The organism is Micromonospora sp. BL4 (assembly GCF_003667505.1).
Taxonomy (GTDB): domain Bacteria; phylum Actinomycetota; class Actinomycetes; order Mycobacteriales; family Micromonosporaceae; genus Micromonospora.
Genome location: NZ_RCVJ01000054.1, coordinates 17,246 through 36,600, shown reverse-complemented (window position 1 = coordinate 36,600; position 19,355 = coordinate 17,246). Strand labels below are relative to the sequence as shown.

Sequence of the window (19,355 nt, the reverse complement as noted above, 5' to 3'; positions counted from 1 at the left end):
CATGGAAGCCCTGTTCCAATTCGCGCAGGTCAGGCAACCGCTCACGACCGACGCTCCGGAGGCGCTCGACCTGAGCGCCGACACGGAGCTGCAACAGCGACTGGCCGCGGTCGCGTCCGAACCGGACTCCCTCGCGCGAATGAAGCGCCTGGCGGAGGAGTTCGCCGCCGGTCCGCACTACGTGACCGGGGAGGGGACGACGGGCGTGGTCGGGGCGACGCGCGCCGTGAGCGAGGCGCTGGCCCGGTCCGAGAGGCCCCTCGACCTCGCGGATCTCCTGGGCCGCCCGGTCGCCGACTTTCTCGCGGATCCGCAGACGGTGGCGGGCATCGCCGACATCAAGGACAGCGTCCTGGTGGTCAAGCTGCTGCCGGCCGAACACCGCCGCCCGATCGCCCGTCTCGTCGACGCCCTGCGCATCCACGACTACATCTCCTCGGGCGAGAAGCGCCTGTTGCGGATCGTCCGCCTGCCGGCCTGGTTCGGACGCGGGCCCCGACCGGCATCGCCACCCCGCGATCCGGTCGTGATCAGAGACCGGCTGGCAGAGCTGGCGGCCCGGCACGAGGCCGTCGACGCGGCGATCGCCGAACTGGCGGCCGTGCCCGCGAGCGGCTTCCGGCGCACTGCCCAGCGCGAGTATCCACAGGTGCTGCCACCGGAGAACCTGCGACCGCAGGCGCTCTTCGAGCGTGACCTGACGATCCGCCGCAAGGAACTCGAGCTGTCCCTGAGGCTGCCGGACCTGCCGTCGCCGGCACCCGGCATCCGGGCGCAGCCCGGTGCGGAGATCGCGATCAGTGGACGCCCGGAGTTTCTGCCGATGACGGACCCGGTCGGGGTACGGCTCGACACGGCCACCATCGACCGGCTCGACGGTCGCACCAAGGAGGCGCTCCAGGGCCTCAAGGTCGATCCGTCCAACCATCTGCCCGACGTCGTCTCCGCCCTGCTACGGGAGCGACGGGCGCTGCACGAGTCGGCGCAGAGCCTGGTGGGGTCACTGTTGCCCCGGGCCACGTGGTGGCGACGCGGCGACGTCGTCGTCTCACGCGCCAACGGCCTGCTCGCGGACGTTCGCCGCCGCACCCCGCGGGAACTGCTCGACCTCTTCGACCCCCTGGAGAGCCCGCCCGTCCCGGACCCGGTCCCGCGCACCCACGCCGATCTGGGCCCCGCCGGCGTCATGGACCTGTACGTGGTGCGCCAGCAGCTCAAGGGCTACGCACGCGACGAGATCGCGTACGTCGAGAACGTGATGCGCAGCGAGTCGCGGGACCGGGTCCGGCGCACCCGGACCGAGACGGAGACGATCTTCGTCCAGGAGCGGGAGCAGGAGCACGAGGAGAGCAGCTCCCTGACGACCACCGATCGCTTCGAGATGCAGCGCGAGACACAGTCCCTGCTGCAGGAGCGCTCCGACGTCAAAGGGTCGCTCACGGTCTCCGGCAGCTACGGGCCGACCGTCGACTTCCAGGCCAGCGCCGAGGCCGCGTGGACGCGGAACACCGAGGAGAGTGAATCCTCGGCGAGCACGATGGCGCGCGAGGTGACCCAGACCGCCGCCGAGCGGACCGCCGAACGCATCCTCACCCGGCAGACCCGCCGCACCACCACCGAGGTGGAGGAGACCGACCAGCACACGTTCAACAACACGCTGGGCGCCGAGCACGTGGTGGGCGTGTACCAGTGGCTGACCAAGGTCTACGAGGCTCAGGTCTACAACTACGGCAGGCGGACGCTGTACGACGTGCTGGTGCCCGAGCCCGGAGCGCAGCTCATCGAGGCGTTCCGCCGCAGCCGGGCCGAGGTCGTCGACATCGTCGAGCCGGTGCCGTTCTCGGTGCGCCCCGAGGAACTGCACCCGGACACCTACCAGTCCTTCGTGACGATGTACGGCGCCACCGGCATCAAGCCGCCGCCGCAGCCGTTCGCCACCGAGGCGTACGACTTCCACACCGGCGGCGAGGAGTCGACCCAGGAGTTCACCGACTCCACCAGGGTCAAGGTGCCCGACGGATACCGCGCGGTGCAGGCATCGGTCGGCGTCGTCACCACCATCTGGGACGGCTGGAGCGTCGATGTCGTCATGGGGCGACGTGCACACCGGTTCGGCCAGGGGTCCCCGTGGGTGTGGATCACCGACCTGGACGGGGAGACCGAGGCCGTCCCGTTCGCGCTGACCACCGACAAGGTCGGACACATCGCGTGCGCCGTCGAGGTCACCTGCGCCGCGACGCCGCGCGCGCTGGCCGTCTGGCAGCACGAGACCCACGCCCAACTGGTGGAGGCCTATCGTTCGCGACTGTCCGAGTACGAAGCGAAGCTGGCCACCGCCGAGGCGACGGCGCCGCCCGTGGTCGTGAGCCGGGAGGCGTACCGCAACCGGGCCACGATGGTCGACGAACTCAAGCGGATGTGCGTCACGCTCCTGACCGAGCAGCACTTCGAGCTGTTCGACGCCACGACGACGGGCCCGGACGGGCTGCCCCGGATCCGCTTCGACCAGGCCGGCATCGAGGGCGCCTACGTGCGGTTCTTCGAGCAGGCCTTCGAATGGGAGAACATGTCCTGGGTGTGCTACCCGTACTTCTGGGGACGGCGGTCGAGCTGGCTGGAGCGTCTCGACATCCGCGACGGCGACCTGGAGTTCGAGGACTTCCTCAAGGCGGGTTACGCACGGCTCGTCCTGCCGGTCCGGCCCGGATTCGAGCCCGCGGTGGACCATTTCCGCAAGACCGGCGACCCCTGGCAGGGTGGTCCGCTCCCGACGGTCAGCGACGACACGTACCTGCCGATCGCGGACGAGATAGCGGAACGGCTGGGCGTGCCCGGCTCGGAGGTTCCCGTCGGAGAGCCGTGGGAGGTGCGGGTGCCCACGAGCCTCATGCACCTGCGCACGGCGGAGGGGTTGCCGCGCTGGACGAGACAGGCCGACGGGCACTGGGTGCCTGACGAGGAGCCGTAGGGTGCTTCGCGACGGCGCCACCTACGCGTCGATGCCCTCGCTGGCCGGCGCCCTCGCGTTCAGCGGCCGGTTGCTTCCGGCCGACAACCTCGCCCGCATCACCATCACCGACACCTCGCTGAAGGTCTCCTGGACCTGGACGATCCGCCCCGGGCGGGCGAGCGCGAAGCGCTGGAAGGAGCTGGGCATCCCGCCGGTCGTGTGGCACTGGCTGCCGGCGGCAGGCGGCCCGGCGAGGGTCACCTATCCCGAGTCGCCGGTCTTCCGGCGGCCGGTACTGCTGATGGCGTTGGCTCGGGACGTCACCGTGCAGCTACGACGGGACCGGCCGTCGTTCACCGCGTTCCGCGTCGCGCGACCCCGGTCCCCGTTCTCGGCGGTGACCACCTCACCCGGGCCCTCCTGCCAGTGCCACCCGTCGCATCACCAGCGTCGGCCCATGTCCGACCTGCGCCACGACGTCCTCGATCCCGACACCCTGCTGTGCGACCTCACGCCCCAGGTCACGGTGATCCGCAACCAGGATCCGCGGGTGACGCCGTCGTTCGGCGATCCGCAGTCGATTCTCGCGGTGATGGGCACTCCGTACGTGCTCGTCTCGGGGGCCGAGGATCCCGTCCCGGTGGAGGGCGACCTGGGCAGGGTCGCCGACACGATGGCGGTGAGCCTCGGCTACGTCTGGAAGCGGGGACTGCCGCCCGGACTGGTGATCGTGCCGCAGCCCACCGGGGTGGTGATCCAGTCCTGGGAAGGCCGCTTCCAGGTACAGGTCACGATCAAGGACCCGGACAAGCCCGCGGCGTACGCCTACTCGGCTGGCTGCCACGGCTCGGCCAGCCGGATCATCGTCCAGCACGACGACAACGTCACGGTGGCCGTCCGTGCCGGACCGAAGGCCGTCGCGCGGGCGACGTACGTCTACTCCCGCAAGGTCGCGCACGAGAAGGTTCCTCGCCAGGGCACGGACCTCGACCCCGACGTGCGGACGCTCCGTCGCCACGAGCTGCCCGACCGGACGGGCTTCCTGTCCGTGCTCCAGTTGATGATCGAGGTGCCGCTCAGCTTCGTCCCCGTCGTCGGTGACCTCTACGAGCTCGGACAGCTCGCGTTCATGATGGCCACCGGTCGTGACTTCTGGGGCACTCGCGTCACCTCCAACGAGATCATCCTGTACGGAACTCTGTCTGCGGTGTCGGTCGGCGCGACGGCCTACGTCCGCCTGGGCAGGAGCTCGGCGCGGCTCAGCGAGGAACTCGCCCGCATCGAAGGGTTGATGGCTGACCTGCGCCGGGTCGTGGACGACGTCGACACTTCCGCGCGGTCCGGCGCGCTCCTGAAACGGCTCCAGAACCTACCGGCGCCACGACAGGAGAAGCTCGCCAAGATGCTGGAAGCCGCCGCCGGTAACCCCCGTGCGGTCTCGGCGGTGGCCAAGGGCGTCCAGGATGTGCTGCAGGAGGCGAAGAAGGCCTCGAAGCAGGCCGACGACCTCCTCGCCCTTGATGTGCGCGCGCTGTTCACCGAGGACATGGCCTCGTTCGCCAACTCGATGCTGCGCTGGGAGTACGACCAGTACCTCACCATCACGACCCGCCGCGCGACGGTCCCGAAGGCGCCGCTGGACTGGTTGCTCGCCACGGATCGTCAGTGGGTGCACGCCTACCTCACGGCGCACCTGGGCGACGACTACCGCACCGTCATCAAGGCGGCCCACGGCAGGCTGCCGAACCAGGTGACCCTCACGCCGGCGATGCTGGGCCACTACGACAACGTGGCCAGGATGGGTGTCAACCAGTACAACGAGCTCCAGAACCGGGTCCGCGACGTGTCCGGCTTCGGATACCTGTTCGAGCTGGACCACATCATCGAACAGCGCTTTCTCCGGCGGCTCCGCGAGTGGACCGAGGCCGTGCCGGAATACCTGGCCTTCCAGGCCTTCCTCGTGCCGAAGAACGCCGGCGTGGCCGCCGAGATGATCCGTCTGGACCCGTCCTCACACCTGATCCGCTACGTCCACCGGGCGAAGACCGACATCATGCGGACCCTGATCCCACACGGCTCCGAGCACCTCTTCACCGTGCAACAGGTCGCGGACGCGACGCTGTTCACGCTGAAGTCGCTCGACGCGCACACCTACATGAGGACCATCGACGTGCTGGAGGAGGACTTCCGCTTCCTCGCCGAGGCCCTCGGCCAGAAGGTGCCACGGCTCCGGCCGTGGGACGAACTCACCGAGAGCCTCTTCACAGCGGCCAACGGGTGGCCGCAGGTCAAGTAGACCCGGGTGATCTGCCGGGCACCCGTTGTCGCGCTGACGTATTCCTCGTAGACCCAGCTGTTGATGCCAATCGATGAGCTGAGACTTGACGAACCGCATGTTATCGCTCACAGTCGATGGCTAGGGACGACGGCATCTGTGGCTGACCGGGCAAGTCCGCTTCGTCGACCTCGAAATCACGGCGTGCGCCAGGGCATGCAGACGTCTTGTTAGCGCTGACAATCCTCGATGCATCCGCCCGGCCACGCGTCGCGGTGCGCCCATCTCCGGGTGGACCGTTCGGCTCCTGGTCATTGAGGAGGATCATGTCTGTCTCAGATCGGTCTCCATCGCCCGCGCCGCCGCCCCGGCGGCGTGGCTGGTTGCTACGGGTCGTCGCCACCGGCGTGGCGGCGATGGTGGTCGGTGGTGCCGCCGCGGCGGTGGTGTCGACGCCCGCCGCCGCGGCGACGGTCGACACGAGCGCGTGGTACGTGTTGATCAACCGCAACAGCGGCAAGGCCCTGGACGTCTACAACCTGGCCACGAACGACGGCGCGCGGATCACCCAGTGGGCGCGGAACAACGGCAACCAGCAGCAGTGGCAGTTCGTCGACTCCGGCGGTGGCTACTACCGGTTGAAGTCGCGGCTGTCCGGCAAGGTGCTGGACGTCTACAACTTCTCGACGGCCAACGGTGCCAGCATCGTGCAGTGGACCGACGGCAACGGGACCAACCAGCAGTTCCGGTTGGCCGACTCCGACAGCGGCTACGTCCGGCTGGTCAACCGGAACAGCAACAAGGTGGTGGAGGTGCAGGGCGCGTCGACCGCCGACGGCGGAAACATCGTGCAGTACGACGACTGGAACGGCAGCAACCAGCAGTGGCAGCTCGTCCGCGTCGACGGCGGGGGCAACCCCACCACGCCGCCGCCCGGCACGTGCGCTCTGCCGTCGACGTACCGCTGGTCGTCGACGGGCCAGTTGGCGAACCCCAGGTCGGGGTGGGTCTCGCTCAAGGACTTCACCTACGCCCCCTACAACGGCAGGCATCTCGTCTATGCCACGACGCACGACACCGGGACGAGGTGGGGCTCGATGAACTTCGGTCTCTTCACCAACTGGTCCGACCTGGCCTCGGCCAGCCAGAACGCGATGTCCTTCTCCGCTGTCGCGCCCACGCTCTTCTACTTCGCGCCGAGGAACATCTGGGTGCTCGCCTACCAGTGGGGTGGGACCGCCTTCTCCTACCGGACGTCGAGCGACCCCACCAATGCCAATGGATGGTCATCCGAGCAGGTGCTCTTCTCCGGAAGCATTTCCGGCTCCGGTACGGGGCCCATCGACCAGGCGCTCATCGGCGACAGCACGAACATGTACCTGTTCTTCGCCGGGGACAACGGCAGGATCTACCGGGCCAGTATGCCCATCGGGAATTTCCCGGGCAGCTTCGGCTCGAACTCAACGGTGATCATGAGCGACACCACGAACAACCTGTTCGAAGCCGTTCAGGTGTACAAGCTCCAGGGCCAGAACCGGTACCTCATGCTGGTCGAGGCCATCGGCTCGCAGGGCCGCTACTTCCGCTCGTTCACGGCCACCAGTCTGGGCGGTTCCTGGACACCGCAGGCCGCGACCGAGAGCAATCCCTTCGCCGGCAGAGCCAACAGCGGTGCCACCTGGACCAACGACATCAGCCACGGTGAGTTGATCCGCAGCAACGCCGACCAGACCATGACCGTCGATCCGTGCAATCTGCAGTTGCTCTACCAGGGGCGGTCCCCGAACTCCGGCGGCGACTACGGTCTCCTGCCCTACCGGCCGGGTCTGCTGACACTGCAACGCTGACGGCCTGTCACAGGTCCTAACCGCGACTCGCGATCAGGATCGGGTGGAGATGGCGGGGCGGGCTCGGCGCACGGCCGAACCCGCCCCGCGTACGTCGACTCACCCCAACGCCGCGGCGAGGTCGGCGGCGGCCTCGAACGCGGACCTCGCCCGTACGGTCTCGTCCGCACTGAGCGCGACGTGTTCGGCGCGCTCCAGCATCTCCGCCGCGGTCTCCGGGTCGCTCAGCACCATCGCCAGTTCGGCGCGGTAGACCAGGACCTCCACCCGAGCGACCGGGTCGTCGTCGGCCTGCGGGCGGGCCAACGCGCTGTCGAGGATCCGGACGGCCTGTGCGACGTCGCCCCGGGAATCGGCCTGCACGACAGCGTTCGCCAGCGCCTTCGCCAGACGGCCCTCAGGTGTGGCAGCCGGCGGGGGAGCAGCGGTGGCGTTCTGCACGACGCGGATCCAGTTGCCCCCCGGGTCGATGACGCTGAACCCGCCCAACCCGTCGTAGTTCTTCCGGGCCCTGGGTCGGGTCATCCGCGGTATCCCCGAGACCAGCACCTTGCCGTACGCGGCGCGCATGCCGGCGGCGAACGCCCGGTGCAGGCCGTCGATGTCCGACGTGAGCACGAGACAGGAGCCGTACGACTGGTCGGGCTGGAATCCGGCCATCTCGAAGAAGTGCAGATGCAGGTCCTCGCGCTGCAACGCCACGTACGGGTTGGGCTTGCGCTGACTGTAGGTGGTGCGGAACCCGAGAACCTCGTAGAAGGCGGCGATGTCGTCGACGGAACCGCACGGCAGCAGGGGAACGGTCACTTCGTTGGTCATGCCTCCCTTCCTAGGCGTCGCGGGGCAACCGTCGCACATGGAAATGGCCGATCGTCGCCGTCGGACGCCCGTTCGGTGGTATTCGCAGGCTGATCACGAGCCCGGCGTTGCTTCCTGATCGGCGACCTGAATGATCGTTCTGCCGGGCGTGCGGCGACGGCGGGCGAACGCGGAGGCCGCCTCGGAGAGCGGTCGCACGGCGCCGACGATCGGGTTGAGCCGTCCGGTCCGGACGCGCTGGGCGAGGTCGGTCAGTTGGGCGCGGTCAGGTTCGACGACGAAGAAGACGGCTCGCCCGTCCCTGGGCTGCACGGTGGGCGGCGCGGCGATGGTGACCAGGGTGCCGCCCGGGCGTACCAGTCCGGCCGATCGATCGAGGATGTCGCCGCCGATGACGTCGAACACCACGTCCACCTCGCCCGCCCGGTGCCAGTCGTCGGCCGCCAGGTCGAAGAAGGCCTGCGCGCCGAGGCCGACCGCGACCTCACGGTCGTCGGCCCGGCCGGTGCCGATCACGTGGGCGCCCACCTCCCGCGCGAGTTGAACGGCGATCGAGCCGACCCCGCCCGCGGCGCCGTGAATGAGGACGGTCTGGCCGGTCCGGAGATGGGCGTGGTCGAACAGTCCCTGCCATGCGGTCAGTCCGGAAATGGGCAGCGCGGCGGCCACGATGTGGTCGATGTCGGCCGCGAGGGGAGCGAGGTTGCGAGCCTCCACCGCGGCGTACTCGGCCAGGGAACCGTCGCGGGCCCAGTCGGTCAGCCCGAACACCCGCTGGCCCACGGTGAGGCCGGTGGTTCCGTAGCCGAGCTCGACGACGACTCCGGACAGCTCGTGCCCGGGGATGCTGGGCGTCCGGTCGCGACCGGCGCGGTCGGTCCACGTTGCCGGCCAGTCGAGCTCTCCGGGGGTGAAGCCGGCGGCGTGCACCCGCACGATGACGTCGTTCTCCGCAGCGTGCGGGTGCGGCATGTCGGTCAGCGTGAGCCCGCTGACACCCGCGTCACGGTCTCGTACGGTGATCGCTCGCATGCTCGAATCCTTTCCAGGAAGGTACGTCGGAATGGGTTGGTGTGGGCCCGCCGTCGGCGCGCGCTGGCGAAGCCGGTGTCCGATCAGCTCGGCCAGGGCGAGCCGACGATGCGCTCGACCGTCGTCACGCGCTGCAAGCCGGGAATGAAGTGTTCGAGCACGTCGGAGTTCACGGTGCCGTTCGTGGTCTCGGGGCGGTTCTTCAGCCCGTCGACGTAGGCTCGCAGGAACCCGTTCTTGAAATCCCCCCGCGGATGCACGGCGAGGATCTCGTTCAGCTGATCGCGTTCGAGTCCGTCCAGGCCGAAGCCGAGCACGTCGGTCAGGACACCGAGGTACGTGGTCGCGATTTCCGGGGCCATCCGGTCGGGGATGCCGGGCGTGGTGTGCAGCGCGATCGCCGTCCAGACGGTCTCGGCGGCGGCCGTCGAAAAACCCCGGTCCAGGAGGAACGTGCGCGCGTGGTCGGCGCTGTCGACCTCGAAGCGCTGCACGACGTCGGAGAAGGGCGTCAGGAGGCCGGTGTCGTGAAACATGGCCGCCAGATAGAGCAACTCCGGGTCCGGTTTCACGTCAAGCTTCTGAGCGTGGATCAGGCTGAAGAGGAAGACCCGCCGGGAATGGTGGTAGATGAGCGGGCTGGTCGACTCCTGGATGCGCCGGGTCGCCTCGGCGACCGCCGCTGTCTCAGGAATCTCCAACCCCGCGATGATCTCTGGCACGATCTTCGACCTTCCGAAATATGGGCACGATCCGTGTCTGCGACCTCCATGCTGCCCACCGATCGTCGTACGGCGCCGCCTTCGTCCGGCCAGGAATCCCTCATATCCGGACAGCGCGAATCGCGGTCGTGTGCTCCATCACGCGCGGCACCGGGATCCGGGTCGGGTCCAGCGCGTGAGTCACCAGTCATCAATCGCGGCACGAGGAATTGCTGGACCGGCCTCCCGGCGGCTGCGGTGTTTGCGGACCCGTTGCGCACGTAATCAGGCGAAGATCACGGACAGTTCGTTCATCCGCAATATTCGTAACGTGAGCAGAACCGCACCCGAGGATTCCCGTTGTCCCCGATAATGGCGTGCTAACAATAAACGGTGTCCATGCCTCCTGTTTCGCCGACCCCTCGGCGGTCAGTGCCGCCGGGGTCCGGCCGCTCATCGCGCGGGTCCGGCTCCGACGGGACGGGGGTGGCGAAGGCCGGCCAGCATCGGGTCGCGATCCTCGTCTACGACGGAGTGACGTTGCTGGACGTCGCCGGTCCCGCGGAGGTGTTCAGGGAGGCGAACCGGTTCGGCGCCGACTATCAAATCTCGCTGCTGTCGCCGACCGGTGCGGACGTCACGTCGAGCCTCGGGATCCGGGTCGCGGTCGACGGCGCCGTGTCCCCGGAGCCGGCCGTCGACACGTTGCTGGTGGCCGGGTCCGACCTGTATCCGCGCGCCCGGGTCCCCGCCGACCTGGCGGACGCCGCACGGATACCGGTGGCGGTGGCCAGCCGGGTCGCCTCGATCTGCACCGGGGCGTTCGTTCTCGCCGCCGCCGGCGTCCTCGACGGCAAGCGCGCGACCACGCACTGGAAGGTCGCGCACGAGCTGGCCGCCCGGTATCCGACGTGCCGCGTCGAGCCCGACGCGATCTATGTTCGAGACGGCACCACGTACACGTCGGCCGGGGTGACGGCCGGCATCGATCTGGCTCTCGCGCTCGTCGAAGAGGACCACGGGCCCGACCTGGCGCGCGACGTCGCCCGCGCCCTGGTGGTGTACATGCAGCGGGCGGGCGGCCAGTCCCAGTTCTCGGCGCCGCTGCAAGGACCGCCGCCCCGCTCGCCGGCTCTCCGTACGATCACCGACCTGGTAACGGCGAACCCGCGCGCGGACCACTCGCTCGGCGAACTCGCGAAACACCTCAACGTGAGCACCCGGCACCTCACCCGGCTCTTCCACGACGAGCTGTCCACGACACCGGCCCGCTACGTGGAGAACGTTCGATTCGACCTCGCCAGGGCACTGCTCGACCAGGGGCACACCGCGACACAGGCCGCGTCCCTCGCCGGGTTCCCCAGCTACGAGAGCATGCGCCGGGTCTTCGCCAGGAAGCTGTCGATCAGCCCGGCCGCCCACCAACGCCGGTTCAGCACGACCCGCCGCGACGACGCGGGTTAGGCACGCGTTTCGGCCACGGCTGATCTGGCCTTCCGCCGAACTTTCCCGTCGACGCAACCTGACGGTCGTCCGGACCCGTCGAGCTTGCGGAGGAGGGAGCCCCGAATGGTGGATGCCGAGCGTGAGTTCGTGGAGTACGTCTCCGCGCGACTGCCGACCCTGCATCGGACCGCGTTCCTGATGTGCGGCGACGCCCATCTGGCCGACGACGTGGTGCAGCAGACGATCACGGCGTTGTACGTGAACTGGCGCCGGGTCAGCCGCGCCGACAACGTCGACGCGTACGTACATCGGATGCTGGTCCACAAGCTCGTCGACGAGAAGCGGTTGAGCTGGGCGAAGGTCCGGCTGCTGGGGTCGATGCCGGAGCCGGAGCGCCCGCCGGTCACGCCGCACGACGAGCTGGCCGAGCGGGACAGCCTGGTCGCCGCGCTCGCCGACCTCCCGCGCGGCCAGCGCACCGTACTGGTCCTGCGGTTCCTGTGCGACCTGTCGCTGGCCGACACGGCCGCCGCGATGGGCTGCTCCGAAGGCAACGTGAAGTCGCAGACGGCTCGGGCGCTGGCGGCGGTCCGCCAGGTGCTCGACGTTACCGAGATGTCGGGGAGGAATACGAGATGACCACGTTGGACGACCAACGAATCGCGGCACTGCTGCGATCGGCGCCGGTTCCGGCGCCGCGGGTCGACGTGGGCCGCGCGATCCGCGACGGCCGGCGTCGCCGCCAGCGCCGCCGCGTCGGCGGGATCGCCGCGGTGACGGTCCTGGCCGGGCTCGGCGCCGTGGGCGCCGTCCAGCTCGACCGGCCCGCCAGCCGGCCGGCTCCGGCACCGCCGGTCCTCGCGGCGTCCCCGGACGGGACCGCGTCGGCAACCCAGGGCTCCCCGGTCACCTGCGCGGCGTCGTGGTTGCCGCGGCCCATCGGCGGTCCGGTCGCCGTGGCGAACAGCGTCGACCCCACCGGGCGGTACATCGTCGGCGACATCGGCAGCGGGCAGGAGGACGGGCGGGTCGTGCTCTGGACCGACGGGCGGGCAGCCGTCCTGCCTACCGGCGCGCGGCACGCGGCCGCGGTCAACGCCGGCGGCGACGTGGTCGGCACCGATGGCGACGGCACCGGCTGGGTCTACCGGGACGGGAGGCTGCGTTCGCTGGCCACACCGCCCGGCTACCACGCGGTCCTCGTGCACGCGGTCAACGGCCGGGGCGACATCGCCGGTACGGCCAGCGGAGCCGGCGACTCGCACCACGCCGTCCTGTGGTCGGCGGACCGCCCGCAGGAGTACCGGCTGATCGGCCGGCCGGGCTCCGCCGCGACCGGGATCACCGAGGACGGCACGGTCGTCGGCGCGATGGGCCAACTGCCCTACCGGTGGACGCCACAGGGCACCGGGACGGCGCTCACGGTGCCCGACGGCTACCCGCGCGCCTCGATCGACTCGGCGCGCGGCGAATGGGCGGTCGGCAGCGTTCCCGGCCCCAAGGAGGGCGGCGCGGTGCGGATGCTGCCGGTACGTTGGAATCTCACGACCGGGGCGGTGAGCCTGCTGCCGTTTCCGGGGACGAGCGGGATCGCCGGCAACGGCGACCTGCTGGTCGGCGACGGCGCGCCGCTGATCGTCGCCCCGGACGGCACGTCCCGCCGGTTGCCGGGCCGGCCCGAGGTCCGGGCGACCGAGGCGGGCACGTACACGGCCAACGGGATCAGCGACGACGGTCTGACCGTGGTCGGCGCCGTCTACGAGAAGCAGGTGTACCGGCCGCTGGTGTGGCGTTGCCACCGCTGAGGGAGGGTGCATGGCACTGGGACGCGTGCTCGTTGTCGGTCTCGATCCCGTCCGGATCCCGGGCTGGGATCCGGAGCCGGTCGTATCGGCCATCGCACGTGGCCAGGCCCGTTTCGCCGATCATGGAATCGAGGCCGACCTGTGCCTGGTGGCCCCCGACGAGGACGCCGAGGGCGCGATCGTCGAGGCGCTGACCCGGAAGGACTACGCGTGCGTGGTGATCGGGGGCGGGATCCGCAAGCATGAGCCGCTCCTGGAGCTCTTCGAGAAGGTGGTCAACCTTGTTCGGCAGCATGCTCCCGGCGCGGCCATCGCGTTCAACAGCACCCCCGAGGACACTGCCGACGCCGCACTGCGGTGGCTGCGGTAGGACTCGCGGTTGCTCGACCCGTCCCGGCGCGGTGTCCCTCAGACCAGGAGACGTTCCCGCATCGTCGCGCCCGGATTGATGCCACCCACCGCCCGGGGACCGGTCGGATCGTGCACGTCCAGGGTGTTGTTGCGGCGCATCAGCTCGCGGACCGGAGGTGGCAGCCGGGGCGGGTCGTCCATGGCCGCGAGGACCTGCCCGGCGCTCAAGATCAGTCGATCCGCGAGGGCGGCGGCGTCGGTGTCCACCCGCACCCGGCCGTACTCCCAGCCGGCGGTGGTGAGGTCGAGCACCTCGAACACGCGGGTCAGGAGCGGGTTCGGGTCGGTCACCCGGTCGAGCCGACGCGCCCGGTCGCCGACCACCGTGACGGCGGCGGCCACCTGAGCGTACGGGTGGAAGCCGCACGGCAGCGCGAACAGCGGCCACCGCAGGGCCCCGCCGGCTTCCCTCCACAGCGGCCGGTAGTTCCGGCGGTGCACCAGGAGCCGCCGGCCCGTCCGGCGGTGAAACTCCTGAGCCTGGGCCTGCAGGTCGGCGTAGGCCTCGTCGGCGACCTGGCTCACGATGCGAGCCGCCACCACCAGGCCGTCGTCGCTGTCCAGCAATGCGGTGATCGCCTCGACCTGCTCGGGAAATCCGATCCGCGCGTGGGCGCCGTACCGCTGCTGGACATCCCGCAGCAGCGCCTGCTGCCGTGCGGGATCGAGCTGGACCCGCCCGCCGCCCAGCAATCGCCGCAGCCAACGCATTTTGCCTCGTTTCAGCAGAGCCGTCCCGGACCGCGGCAATGCTAGTGCGTCGGACCACCCTCGTCTGGCAACGGGGTGGCCGAGCCGCCGCTGACCTTGCGAAAGCCGCCTATTCTGCGTTCCGTGCGACTCTGGATGCCGAGGGCCGGCTGGTCAGTTTCGTGATCCCGGCCGCCAGCGGGGTGCCGAACGCGTCCCTTCGTTACAGCGATTTCGGTGCGGCTGTCGACGTCCTGCGGCCGAACGGAGCGGTCGCCGCCCCGGACGCCCGGTATCCCCAGCTCGGCATGGGTGGCTGAGACCGGTCGGCTCGCCGGCTGTCGACGTACCCGTCGCTGATCGCGCGGACGCCGGGAGTTCGAGATCGCGATCAGCTTCCGCTGATTCTCGCCGGGTCCCTCAATCCCACACTCCTGAGCAGCGTTTAGTGAGCCCTGTCTATATTGACGTCTGTCGTTGACGGCGACAGGATCTCGGCACCACCACCACCGTGATCCCCCTGGGAGGCGCCATGACCCGTCCCCGCCTGCCGATCCTGAGGGCGGCAGCCCGGTTGGCCGCACTCGCCGTGGCCACCGTCGGCGTGCTGCTCACCGTCGCCACACCCGCCAACGCCGCCGTGCCCGCCGGCCGGTACGTCGCGCTGGGCGACTCGTACACCGCCGGCCCGCTGATCCCCACCCAGGTCGACCTGAACTGCCTCCGGTCCAACCGCAACTATCCGTCGCTGGTGACCGCGTCCGCCGGCTCGTCGTCGTTCGCCGACGTGAGCTGCTCCGGCGCCACCACGGACGACATCCTCTACGGTGGCAGCGGCCAGTTGGGCATCGCCGTGCCACCGCAGCTCAACGCGGTCACGTCGAACACGGCACTGGTGACGGTGCAGATCGGCGGCAACGACATCGGCTTCTCCGGAATCATCAGCGACTGCGCGGAGGCAAGCCTCAGCAGCCCGCTCGGATCGCCGTGCAAGAACCGGTACACCGCCGGTGGCACCGACCAGTTGCAGGCCCGGGTCGCCGCCGCCGCGCCGAAGGTGACCGCCGTCCTGCGGGCGGTCCGCCAGGCCGCCCCGAGCGCGCGGGTCGTGGTGCTCGGGTACCCGGCGATCCTGCCGGACACCGGATACGGCTGCTGGCCCGTCGTCCCGATCGCCTACCAGGACGTGCCGTACCTGCGCGGCATCGCGAAGTCGCTCAACGCGATGCTGGCCAGCGCCGCGACGGCGAACGGCGCCACCTACGCCGACGTCTACACCCCGTCGATCGGCCGCGACGCGTGCAAGGGCAGTGGCACGCGGTGGGTCGAAGGCCTGGTGCCGCAGAATTCGGCCGCCCCGTTCCACCCGAACGCCCGGGGCGAGCAGGGCATGGCCAGCGCGCTGCTCGCGATGCTGAACAGCTGACCGGGCCCGCGTTCGGTTGAGTCGGCCCCGTCGCGCAGCGGCGGGGCCCGATTCACCGCCAGTGCCTTCGACGAGGCTCCCTCGGAAGAGGGAGCGGCTCACTGCTCCCGTGTGGCACGGTGGTTCATGCCCTTGAGCACGTATCACCTCAGAGCTTCGATCGCCGTGTCCGACATACGAGAGGCGGTCGCGTTCTATGAAGGCAAACTGCGCCTACAGGCGCTGCGGTCCGGCCCCAGCGCCACCATCGCCGACGGCAGCCGCGTCTACGGTTCTGGTGGCGGACCGGCGCTGAATGTGTACCAGTCGGTCACGGCCGGGACGACCTCGGCGACACTGGCGACGTGGTACGTCGACGACATCGACCAGATCGTCGACGAGCTCTCCTCGTCCGGCGTCGAGTTCGTCCGCTACCCCCAGTTCGAACACGACGCCAAGGGAATCACTGCTCGGGCCGGCGGTGGACGCATCGCGTGGTTCCAGGATCCGGACGGCAACACCTTCGCCCTCGAAGCCGACGTCTGAGTCCCCCAGGGGATGCGGTGACGCTGGTGGCAGGCGCCACAGGATGGCCGACAGTCCCGACCGGTGGCTCGGGGGACCAGGTGACTTCGGTAGTTTCCTGTCATGAGTGACGACACCTTCCGCTCGGTGGAGATCGAGCGCACCAGCGTTGGCAACTACGTCGCGCGAAATGTCCGTGGTGGGTCGTTGCCGATGGGCGCGGGAGCGGACGCCAGCTTTACGCCGGTGGAACTGCTTCTGGCTGCCATCGCCGGCTGCACCGCGGTAGACGTCGACCACATCACCAGCCGCCGCGCCGAGCCGACCCAGTTCTCCGTAGCCGTCACCGGCGACAAGATCCGGGACGAGGCCGGAGGAAATCGGATGCAGAACATCAGGGTCGAGTTCGCCGTGACGTTCCCGGCGGGCGCGGACGGCGACCGGGCGCGTGAGGCGCTACCCCGCTCGTTGCAGCAGTCCCACGAACGACTGTGCACCGTCTCCCGTACCGTCGAACTTGGCACTCCCGTCTCGATCGTCGAGGCTGCCGGACCCGCCAGCGACTGAGGCATCCGGTAGAAGCCCGGAGACCCGCTGGTAGCTGCGCCAACTCGTTAATGCCTTGTTGCCTTCCGGGGCGGTGCCTACTGTCTGCTGATGCATCCGCGACTGCTGGCAGTGACCGTCGAGGCGCAAGATCCCGCTCGTCCGGCGCAGTTCTGGGCCGCTCTGCTCGGCCGCGAGGTCATCGAGGACGCCCTCGGTGCGTTCCTGCCGGGCGATGACACCCAGCTGGGCCTTCGGTTCGTTCCGGGTCGCGGGGGCCAACTCGGGGCGGACCGCATGCACCTGCACCTGACCAGCGCCGATCCTCACCAGCAGCAGCACACGGTGGCGATGGCGCTGAGGCTTGGTGGCCGCCACCTCGACGTCGGGCAGCGACCTGAGGAGGAGCACGTCGTCCTGGCCGACCCCGCGGGCTACGCGTTCTGCGTGATCGAGCACGGCAACGCCTACCTCGCCGGGTGCGGCCCGCTCGGTGAGCTCGCCTGTGACGGCACCCGGGAAGTCGGCCTGTTCTGGAGCGAGGCGCTGGGCTGGCCGCTGGTGTGGGACCAGGACGAGGAGACCGCGATCCAGTCACCGCGCGGCGGCACCAAGGTCGCCTGGGGAGGCCCACCCGTGGCCCCGAAGACGGAGCCGAACCGGCAGCGCTTCGAGCTCATCCCGGCCCCCGGCGACCAGCAGGCGGCGGTGGACGAGCTTGTCTCTCTCGGTGCCACTCGGCTCGAGATCGATGAGCCCGGCGCGGTCACGCTGGCAGATCCGGACGGCAACGAGTTCCACGTCCGGGGGCCGGCTGCCGGCGGTGCGGGTCAGCGAAGCCGGTGACCATCGCCGACCTGACCGGGGACGTACACGACCACTGACTGTCCGGCGGTCACCGCCTCGGGTGATTCAGCGAGGCCGGCGTGCCGACGTCCAGCCCTGCTGTTGCAGCCGTTCGATGCCGTCCAGAAGCAGGTCCAGCGCGAACTCGAACTCGAACTGGTCGTCACAGCCCTGCCCCAGGACGGACGCGTCGTCGTGGGACGCCGCCATGGCGATTTCCGCGACGTGCGGGAATCGGGCCGCGACCTCGGGAGGCATGGCTGCCGGCGGGTCCGGGGTGGTCGCGCCGGACCGCCCGGCCTGCCGGGCGGCGTCGAACAGTTCCTGGCTGAAGCCCAGGATGCGGCTGCCCATCGCGTGCATCACGTGGTGCGCGAGGTCGACGGAGAAACCGCCGGCCCGGAACGTCCCGATCATCGCGTCGAGGTAGGCCAGGATGGCCGGCGTCGCCATGTTCCGCGACTCGATCGCGAGCGGCGCCCAGGGGTGGCGCTGCAGCACCCGCCGCGCCGAGAGGATGCGCTGACGGACCGCGTGCTTCCAGTCGGCGTCGGGCACGGGCGGATCGATCTCGCCGACGACCACGTCGATCATGCCGTCGAGCAGTTCGTCCTTGTTGGCGACGTGCTTGTAGAGGGCCATCGGCACGACGCCCAGGTCCTGAGCGAGGTTGCGCATGCTGAGGGACTCGATCCCGGTCCCGTCGGCGAGCGCGACGGCGGCGTGCAGGACGCGTTCCCTGCTCAGCGGCGCCCGGCGCAGCGTCTCAGCCTGCTCAGCCATCTCGCTCCTCATCATTCGGCGGCCGAATGAACCATAAACCTCTTGACAGGTGTACGGCGTACGCCTACCTTCTGTTCCACAGGGTGTACGCCGTACACCGGGGGAGGGGTGAAGGATGAAGGCGATCGTTCAGGACCGCTACGGCCCGCCGGAGACACTCACGCTCGCGGACGTGGATCCGCCGGTGCCCGCCGCCCACGAAGTGCTCGTGCGGGTGGAGGCCGCCGCGCTCAACGCGTACGACTGGCATGTGATGCGTGGCGATCCACGGATGGCGCGGTTGGCAATGGGCCGGTCAAGGCCCCGGGCGCGCGTCCGTGGCCGGGACTTCGCCGGCCGGGTCGAGGCCGTCGGCGCCCACGTTCGACAGGTGCGCCCGGGCGACGCCGTCTTCGGCGACCTCGGCGACGCCAACGGCGCGTTCGCGGAGTACGTGTGCGTGCCCGAGGCTCTGGTCGCGGCGCAGCCGGCGAACCTGACGCCGCAACAGGCGGCCGCCCTGCCGCTGGCCGGCATCACCGCGCTCATGGGACTGTGCGAGGTCGGGCAGGTCGCGCCCGGCCACCGCGTCCTCATCAACGGCGCCTCCGGTGGCGTCGGCACCCTGGCGGTCCAACTGGCCAAGGCGCTGGGGGCGACCGTGACCGGCGTGTGCAGCACCCGCAACGTCGATCTGGTCCGTTCCCTTGGCGCCGACCACATCGTCGACTACACCCGGGACGACTTCGCCCGCGACACCCGCCGCTACGACGTCGTGTTCGACCTGGTCGGCAACCGCTCACTCACCGCACTCCGGCGGGTGCTGACTCCGACCGGGACGCTGGTGCTCTCCGGCGGCGGCGTGTACCGCGGCGGCAGCCTCGTCGGACCGATGGGGCTCATCGTGCGCGGGCGGCTGCTGGCGCCCTTCGTCCGGCACCGCATCGTCATCCTTGCGGCGGCGCCGGGCCGGCAGCACCTCGACACGCTTCGCGCCCACGCGGAAACCGGCCGCCTCACCCCGGTCATCGACCGGACCTATCCACTCCACGAGGTGCCCCGGGCCATGCGATACCTCGAAGGTGAACACGCGCGGGCGAAGGTCGTCATCACCGTCTGATCTGCACCACGGGCCGCCGGCCCGCACCGCGCTGGCCGCCTGACCTGCTGATCGTCCCGCGCTGCCGGTCGGGCCGGGCACGCCGCCGACCGCTGCCGCCGGTGCTGGACGCGCTGGCGCGAACGGAGCACCGATCGGGTGGTGCGTCCGCGTCAGCACGTTCACGACGGGACGA

Annotated in this window: 17 protein-coding genes; 12 read left to right on the top strand and 5 right to left on the bottom strand. The window is 70.0% G+C overall.

The window, feature by feature from the left end:
- The first annotated feature begins 1 nt into the window (after position 1).
- The 3 genes from EAD89_RS03120 to EAD89_RS03110 all read left to right on the top strand — a co-directional run bounded on the left by EAD89_RS03120 (position 2) and on the right by EAD89_RS03110 (position 7,072).
- Positions 2-2,968 (top strand): hypothetical protein, encoded by a 2,967-nt coding sequence (locus tag EAD89_RS03120; protein WP_121674625.1) that lies wholly within the window; start codon positions 2-4, stop codon positions 2,966-2,968.
- A gap of 1 nt (position 2,969) precedes the next feature.
- The gene (locus tag EAD89_RS03115; RefSeq protein WP_121674624.1) at positions 2,970-5,246 is read left to right on the top strand and encodes a hypothetical protein; all 2,277 of its coding nucleotides are present in this window, start codon (positions 2,970-2,972) and stop codon (positions 5,244-5,246) included.
- A gap of 305 nt (positions 5,247-5,551) precedes the next feature.
- Positions 5,552-7,072: a non-reducing end alpha-L-arabinofuranosidase family hydrolase gene (locus EAD89_RS03110; RefSeq protein ID WP_121674623.1), complete on the top strand. Its 1,521-nt coding sequence runs from the start codon at positions 5,552-5,554 to the stop codon at positions 7,070-7,072.
- Positions 7,073-7,171: 99 nt separating this feature from the next.
- Here the strand turns inward: EAD89_RS03110 and EAD89_RS03105 are convergent, their stop codons facing one another.
- The 3 genes from EAD89_RS03105 to EAD89_RS03095 all read right to left on the bottom strand — a co-directional run bounded on the left by EAD89_RS03105 (position 7,172) and on the right by EAD89_RS03095 (position 9,645).
- Positions 7,172-7,891: a VOC family protein gene (locus EAD89_RS03105; RefSeq protein ID WP_121674622.1), complete on the bottom strand. Its 720-nt coding sequence runs from the start codon at positions 7,889-7,891 to the stop codon at positions 7,172-7,174.
- Positions 7,892-7,984: 93 nt separating this feature from the next.
- Positions 7,985-8,923: an NADP-dependent oxidoreductase gene (locus tag EAD89_RS03100; protein ID WP_121674621.1), complete on the bottom strand. Its 939-nt coding sequence runs from the start codon at positions 8,921-8,923 to the stop codon at positions 7,985-7,987.
- Positions 8,924-9,006: 83 nt separating this feature from the next.
- Positions 9,007-9,645, bottom strand: coding sequence for an HD domain-containing protein (locus tag EAD89_RS03095; RefSeq protein ID WP_121674620.1), 639 nt, complete (start codon positions 9,643-9,645; stop codon positions 9,007-9,009).
- Positions 9,646-10,110: 465 nt separating this feature from the next.
- On the opposite strand from EAD89_RS03095, the gene EAD89_RS03090 reads away from it, so the two are divergent.
- The 4 genes from EAD89_RS03090 (at position 10,111) to EAD89_RS03075 (ending at position 13,245) form a co-directional block, all read left to right on the top strand.
- Complete coding sequence (locus tag EAD89_RS03090) at positions 10,111-11,088, top strand: GlxA family transcriptional regulator (RefSeq protein ID WP_121674619.1); 978 nt, start codon at positions 10,111-10,113, stop codon at positions 11,086-11,088.
- A 105-nt stretch (positions 11,089-11,193) separates the two neighbouring features.
- Positions 11,194-11,709, top strand: a complete 516-nt coding sequence (locus tag EAD89_RS03085) for a SigE family RNA polymerase sigma factor (RefSeq protein ID WP_121653163.1) — start codon at positions 11,194-11,196, stop codon at positions 11,707-11,709.
- Complete coding sequence (locus EAD89_RS03080) at positions 11,706-12,875, top strand: hypothetical protein (RefSeq protein ID WP_121674618.1); 1,170 nt, start codon at positions 11,706-11,708, stop codon at positions 12,873-12,875. Before EAD89_RS03085 ends, EAD89_RS03080 begins: the two co-directional genes overlap by 4 nt.
- Positions 12,876-12,885: 10 nt before the next feature.
- On the top strand, positions 12,886-13,245 hold the full coding sequence (locus EAD89_RS03075) for a hypothetical protein (protein WP_121674617.1): 360 nt from the start codon (positions 12,886-12,888) through the stop codon (positions 13,243-13,245).
- 38 nt (positions 13,246-13,283) lie between these two features.
- Here the strand turns inward: EAD89_RS03075 and EAD89_RS03070 are convergent, their stop codons facing one another.
- A complete protein-coding gene (locus tag EAD89_RS03070) occupies positions 13,284-13,997 on the bottom strand; it encodes a hypothetical protein (protein ID WP_121653480.1) in 714 nt (237 codons plus the stop codon).
- 511 nt (positions 13,998-14,508) lie between these two features.
- Here EAD89_RS03070 and EAD89_RS03065 point away from each other — a divergent pair.
- The 4 genes from EAD89_RS03065 to EAD89_RS03050 all read left to right on the top strand — a co-directional run bounded on the left by EAD89_RS03065 (position 14,509) and on the right by EAD89_RS03050 (position 17,298).
- A complete protein-coding gene (locus EAD89_RS03065; protein WP_121674616.1) occupies positions 14,509-15,402 on the top strand; it encodes an SGNH/GDSL hydrolase family protein in 894 nt (297 codons plus the stop codon).
- Positions 15,403-15,528: 126 nt separating this feature from the next.
- Entirely contained in the window at positions 15,529-15,927 is a 399-nt protein-coding gene (locus EAD89_RS03060) for a VOC family protein (RefSeq protein WP_121653478.1), read from the top strand.
- Positions 15,928-16,029: 102 nt separating this feature from the next.
- On the top strand, positions 16,030-16,473 hold the full coding sequence (locus EAD89_RS03055) for an OsmC family protein (RefSeq protein WP_121674615.1): 444 nt from the start codon (positions 16,030-16,032) through the stop codon (positions 16,471-16,473).
- 90 nt (positions 16,474-16,563) lie between these two features.
- The gene (locus EAD89_RS03050; protein ID WP_158610700.1) at positions 16,564-17,298 is read left to right on the top strand and encodes a VOC family protein; all 735 of its coding nucleotides are present in this window, start codon (positions 16,564-16,566) and stop codon (positions 17,296-17,298) included.
- 66 nt (positions 17,299-17,364) lie between these two features.
- Here EAD89_RS03050 and EAD89_RS03045 read toward each other — a convergent pair whose 3' ends face one another.
- Positions 17,365-18,081: a TetR/AcrR family transcriptional regulator gene (locus EAD89_RS03045; protein WP_121653475.1), complete on the bottom strand. Its 717-nt coding sequence runs from the start codon at positions 18,079-18,081 to the stop codon at positions 17,365-17,367.
- Between the two features lie 115 nt (positions 18,082-18,196).
- Between EAD89_RS03045 and EAD89_RS03040 the strand changes: the two genes are divergently transcribed.
- Positions 18,197-19,180 (top strand): NAD(P)-dependent alcohol dehydrogenase, encoded by a 984-nt coding sequence (locus EAD89_RS03040; RefSeq protein ID WP_121674613.1) that lies wholly within the window; start codon positions 18,197-18,199, stop codon positions 19,178-19,180.
- The last annotated feature ends 175 nt before the right edge of the window (positions 19,181-19,355 follow it).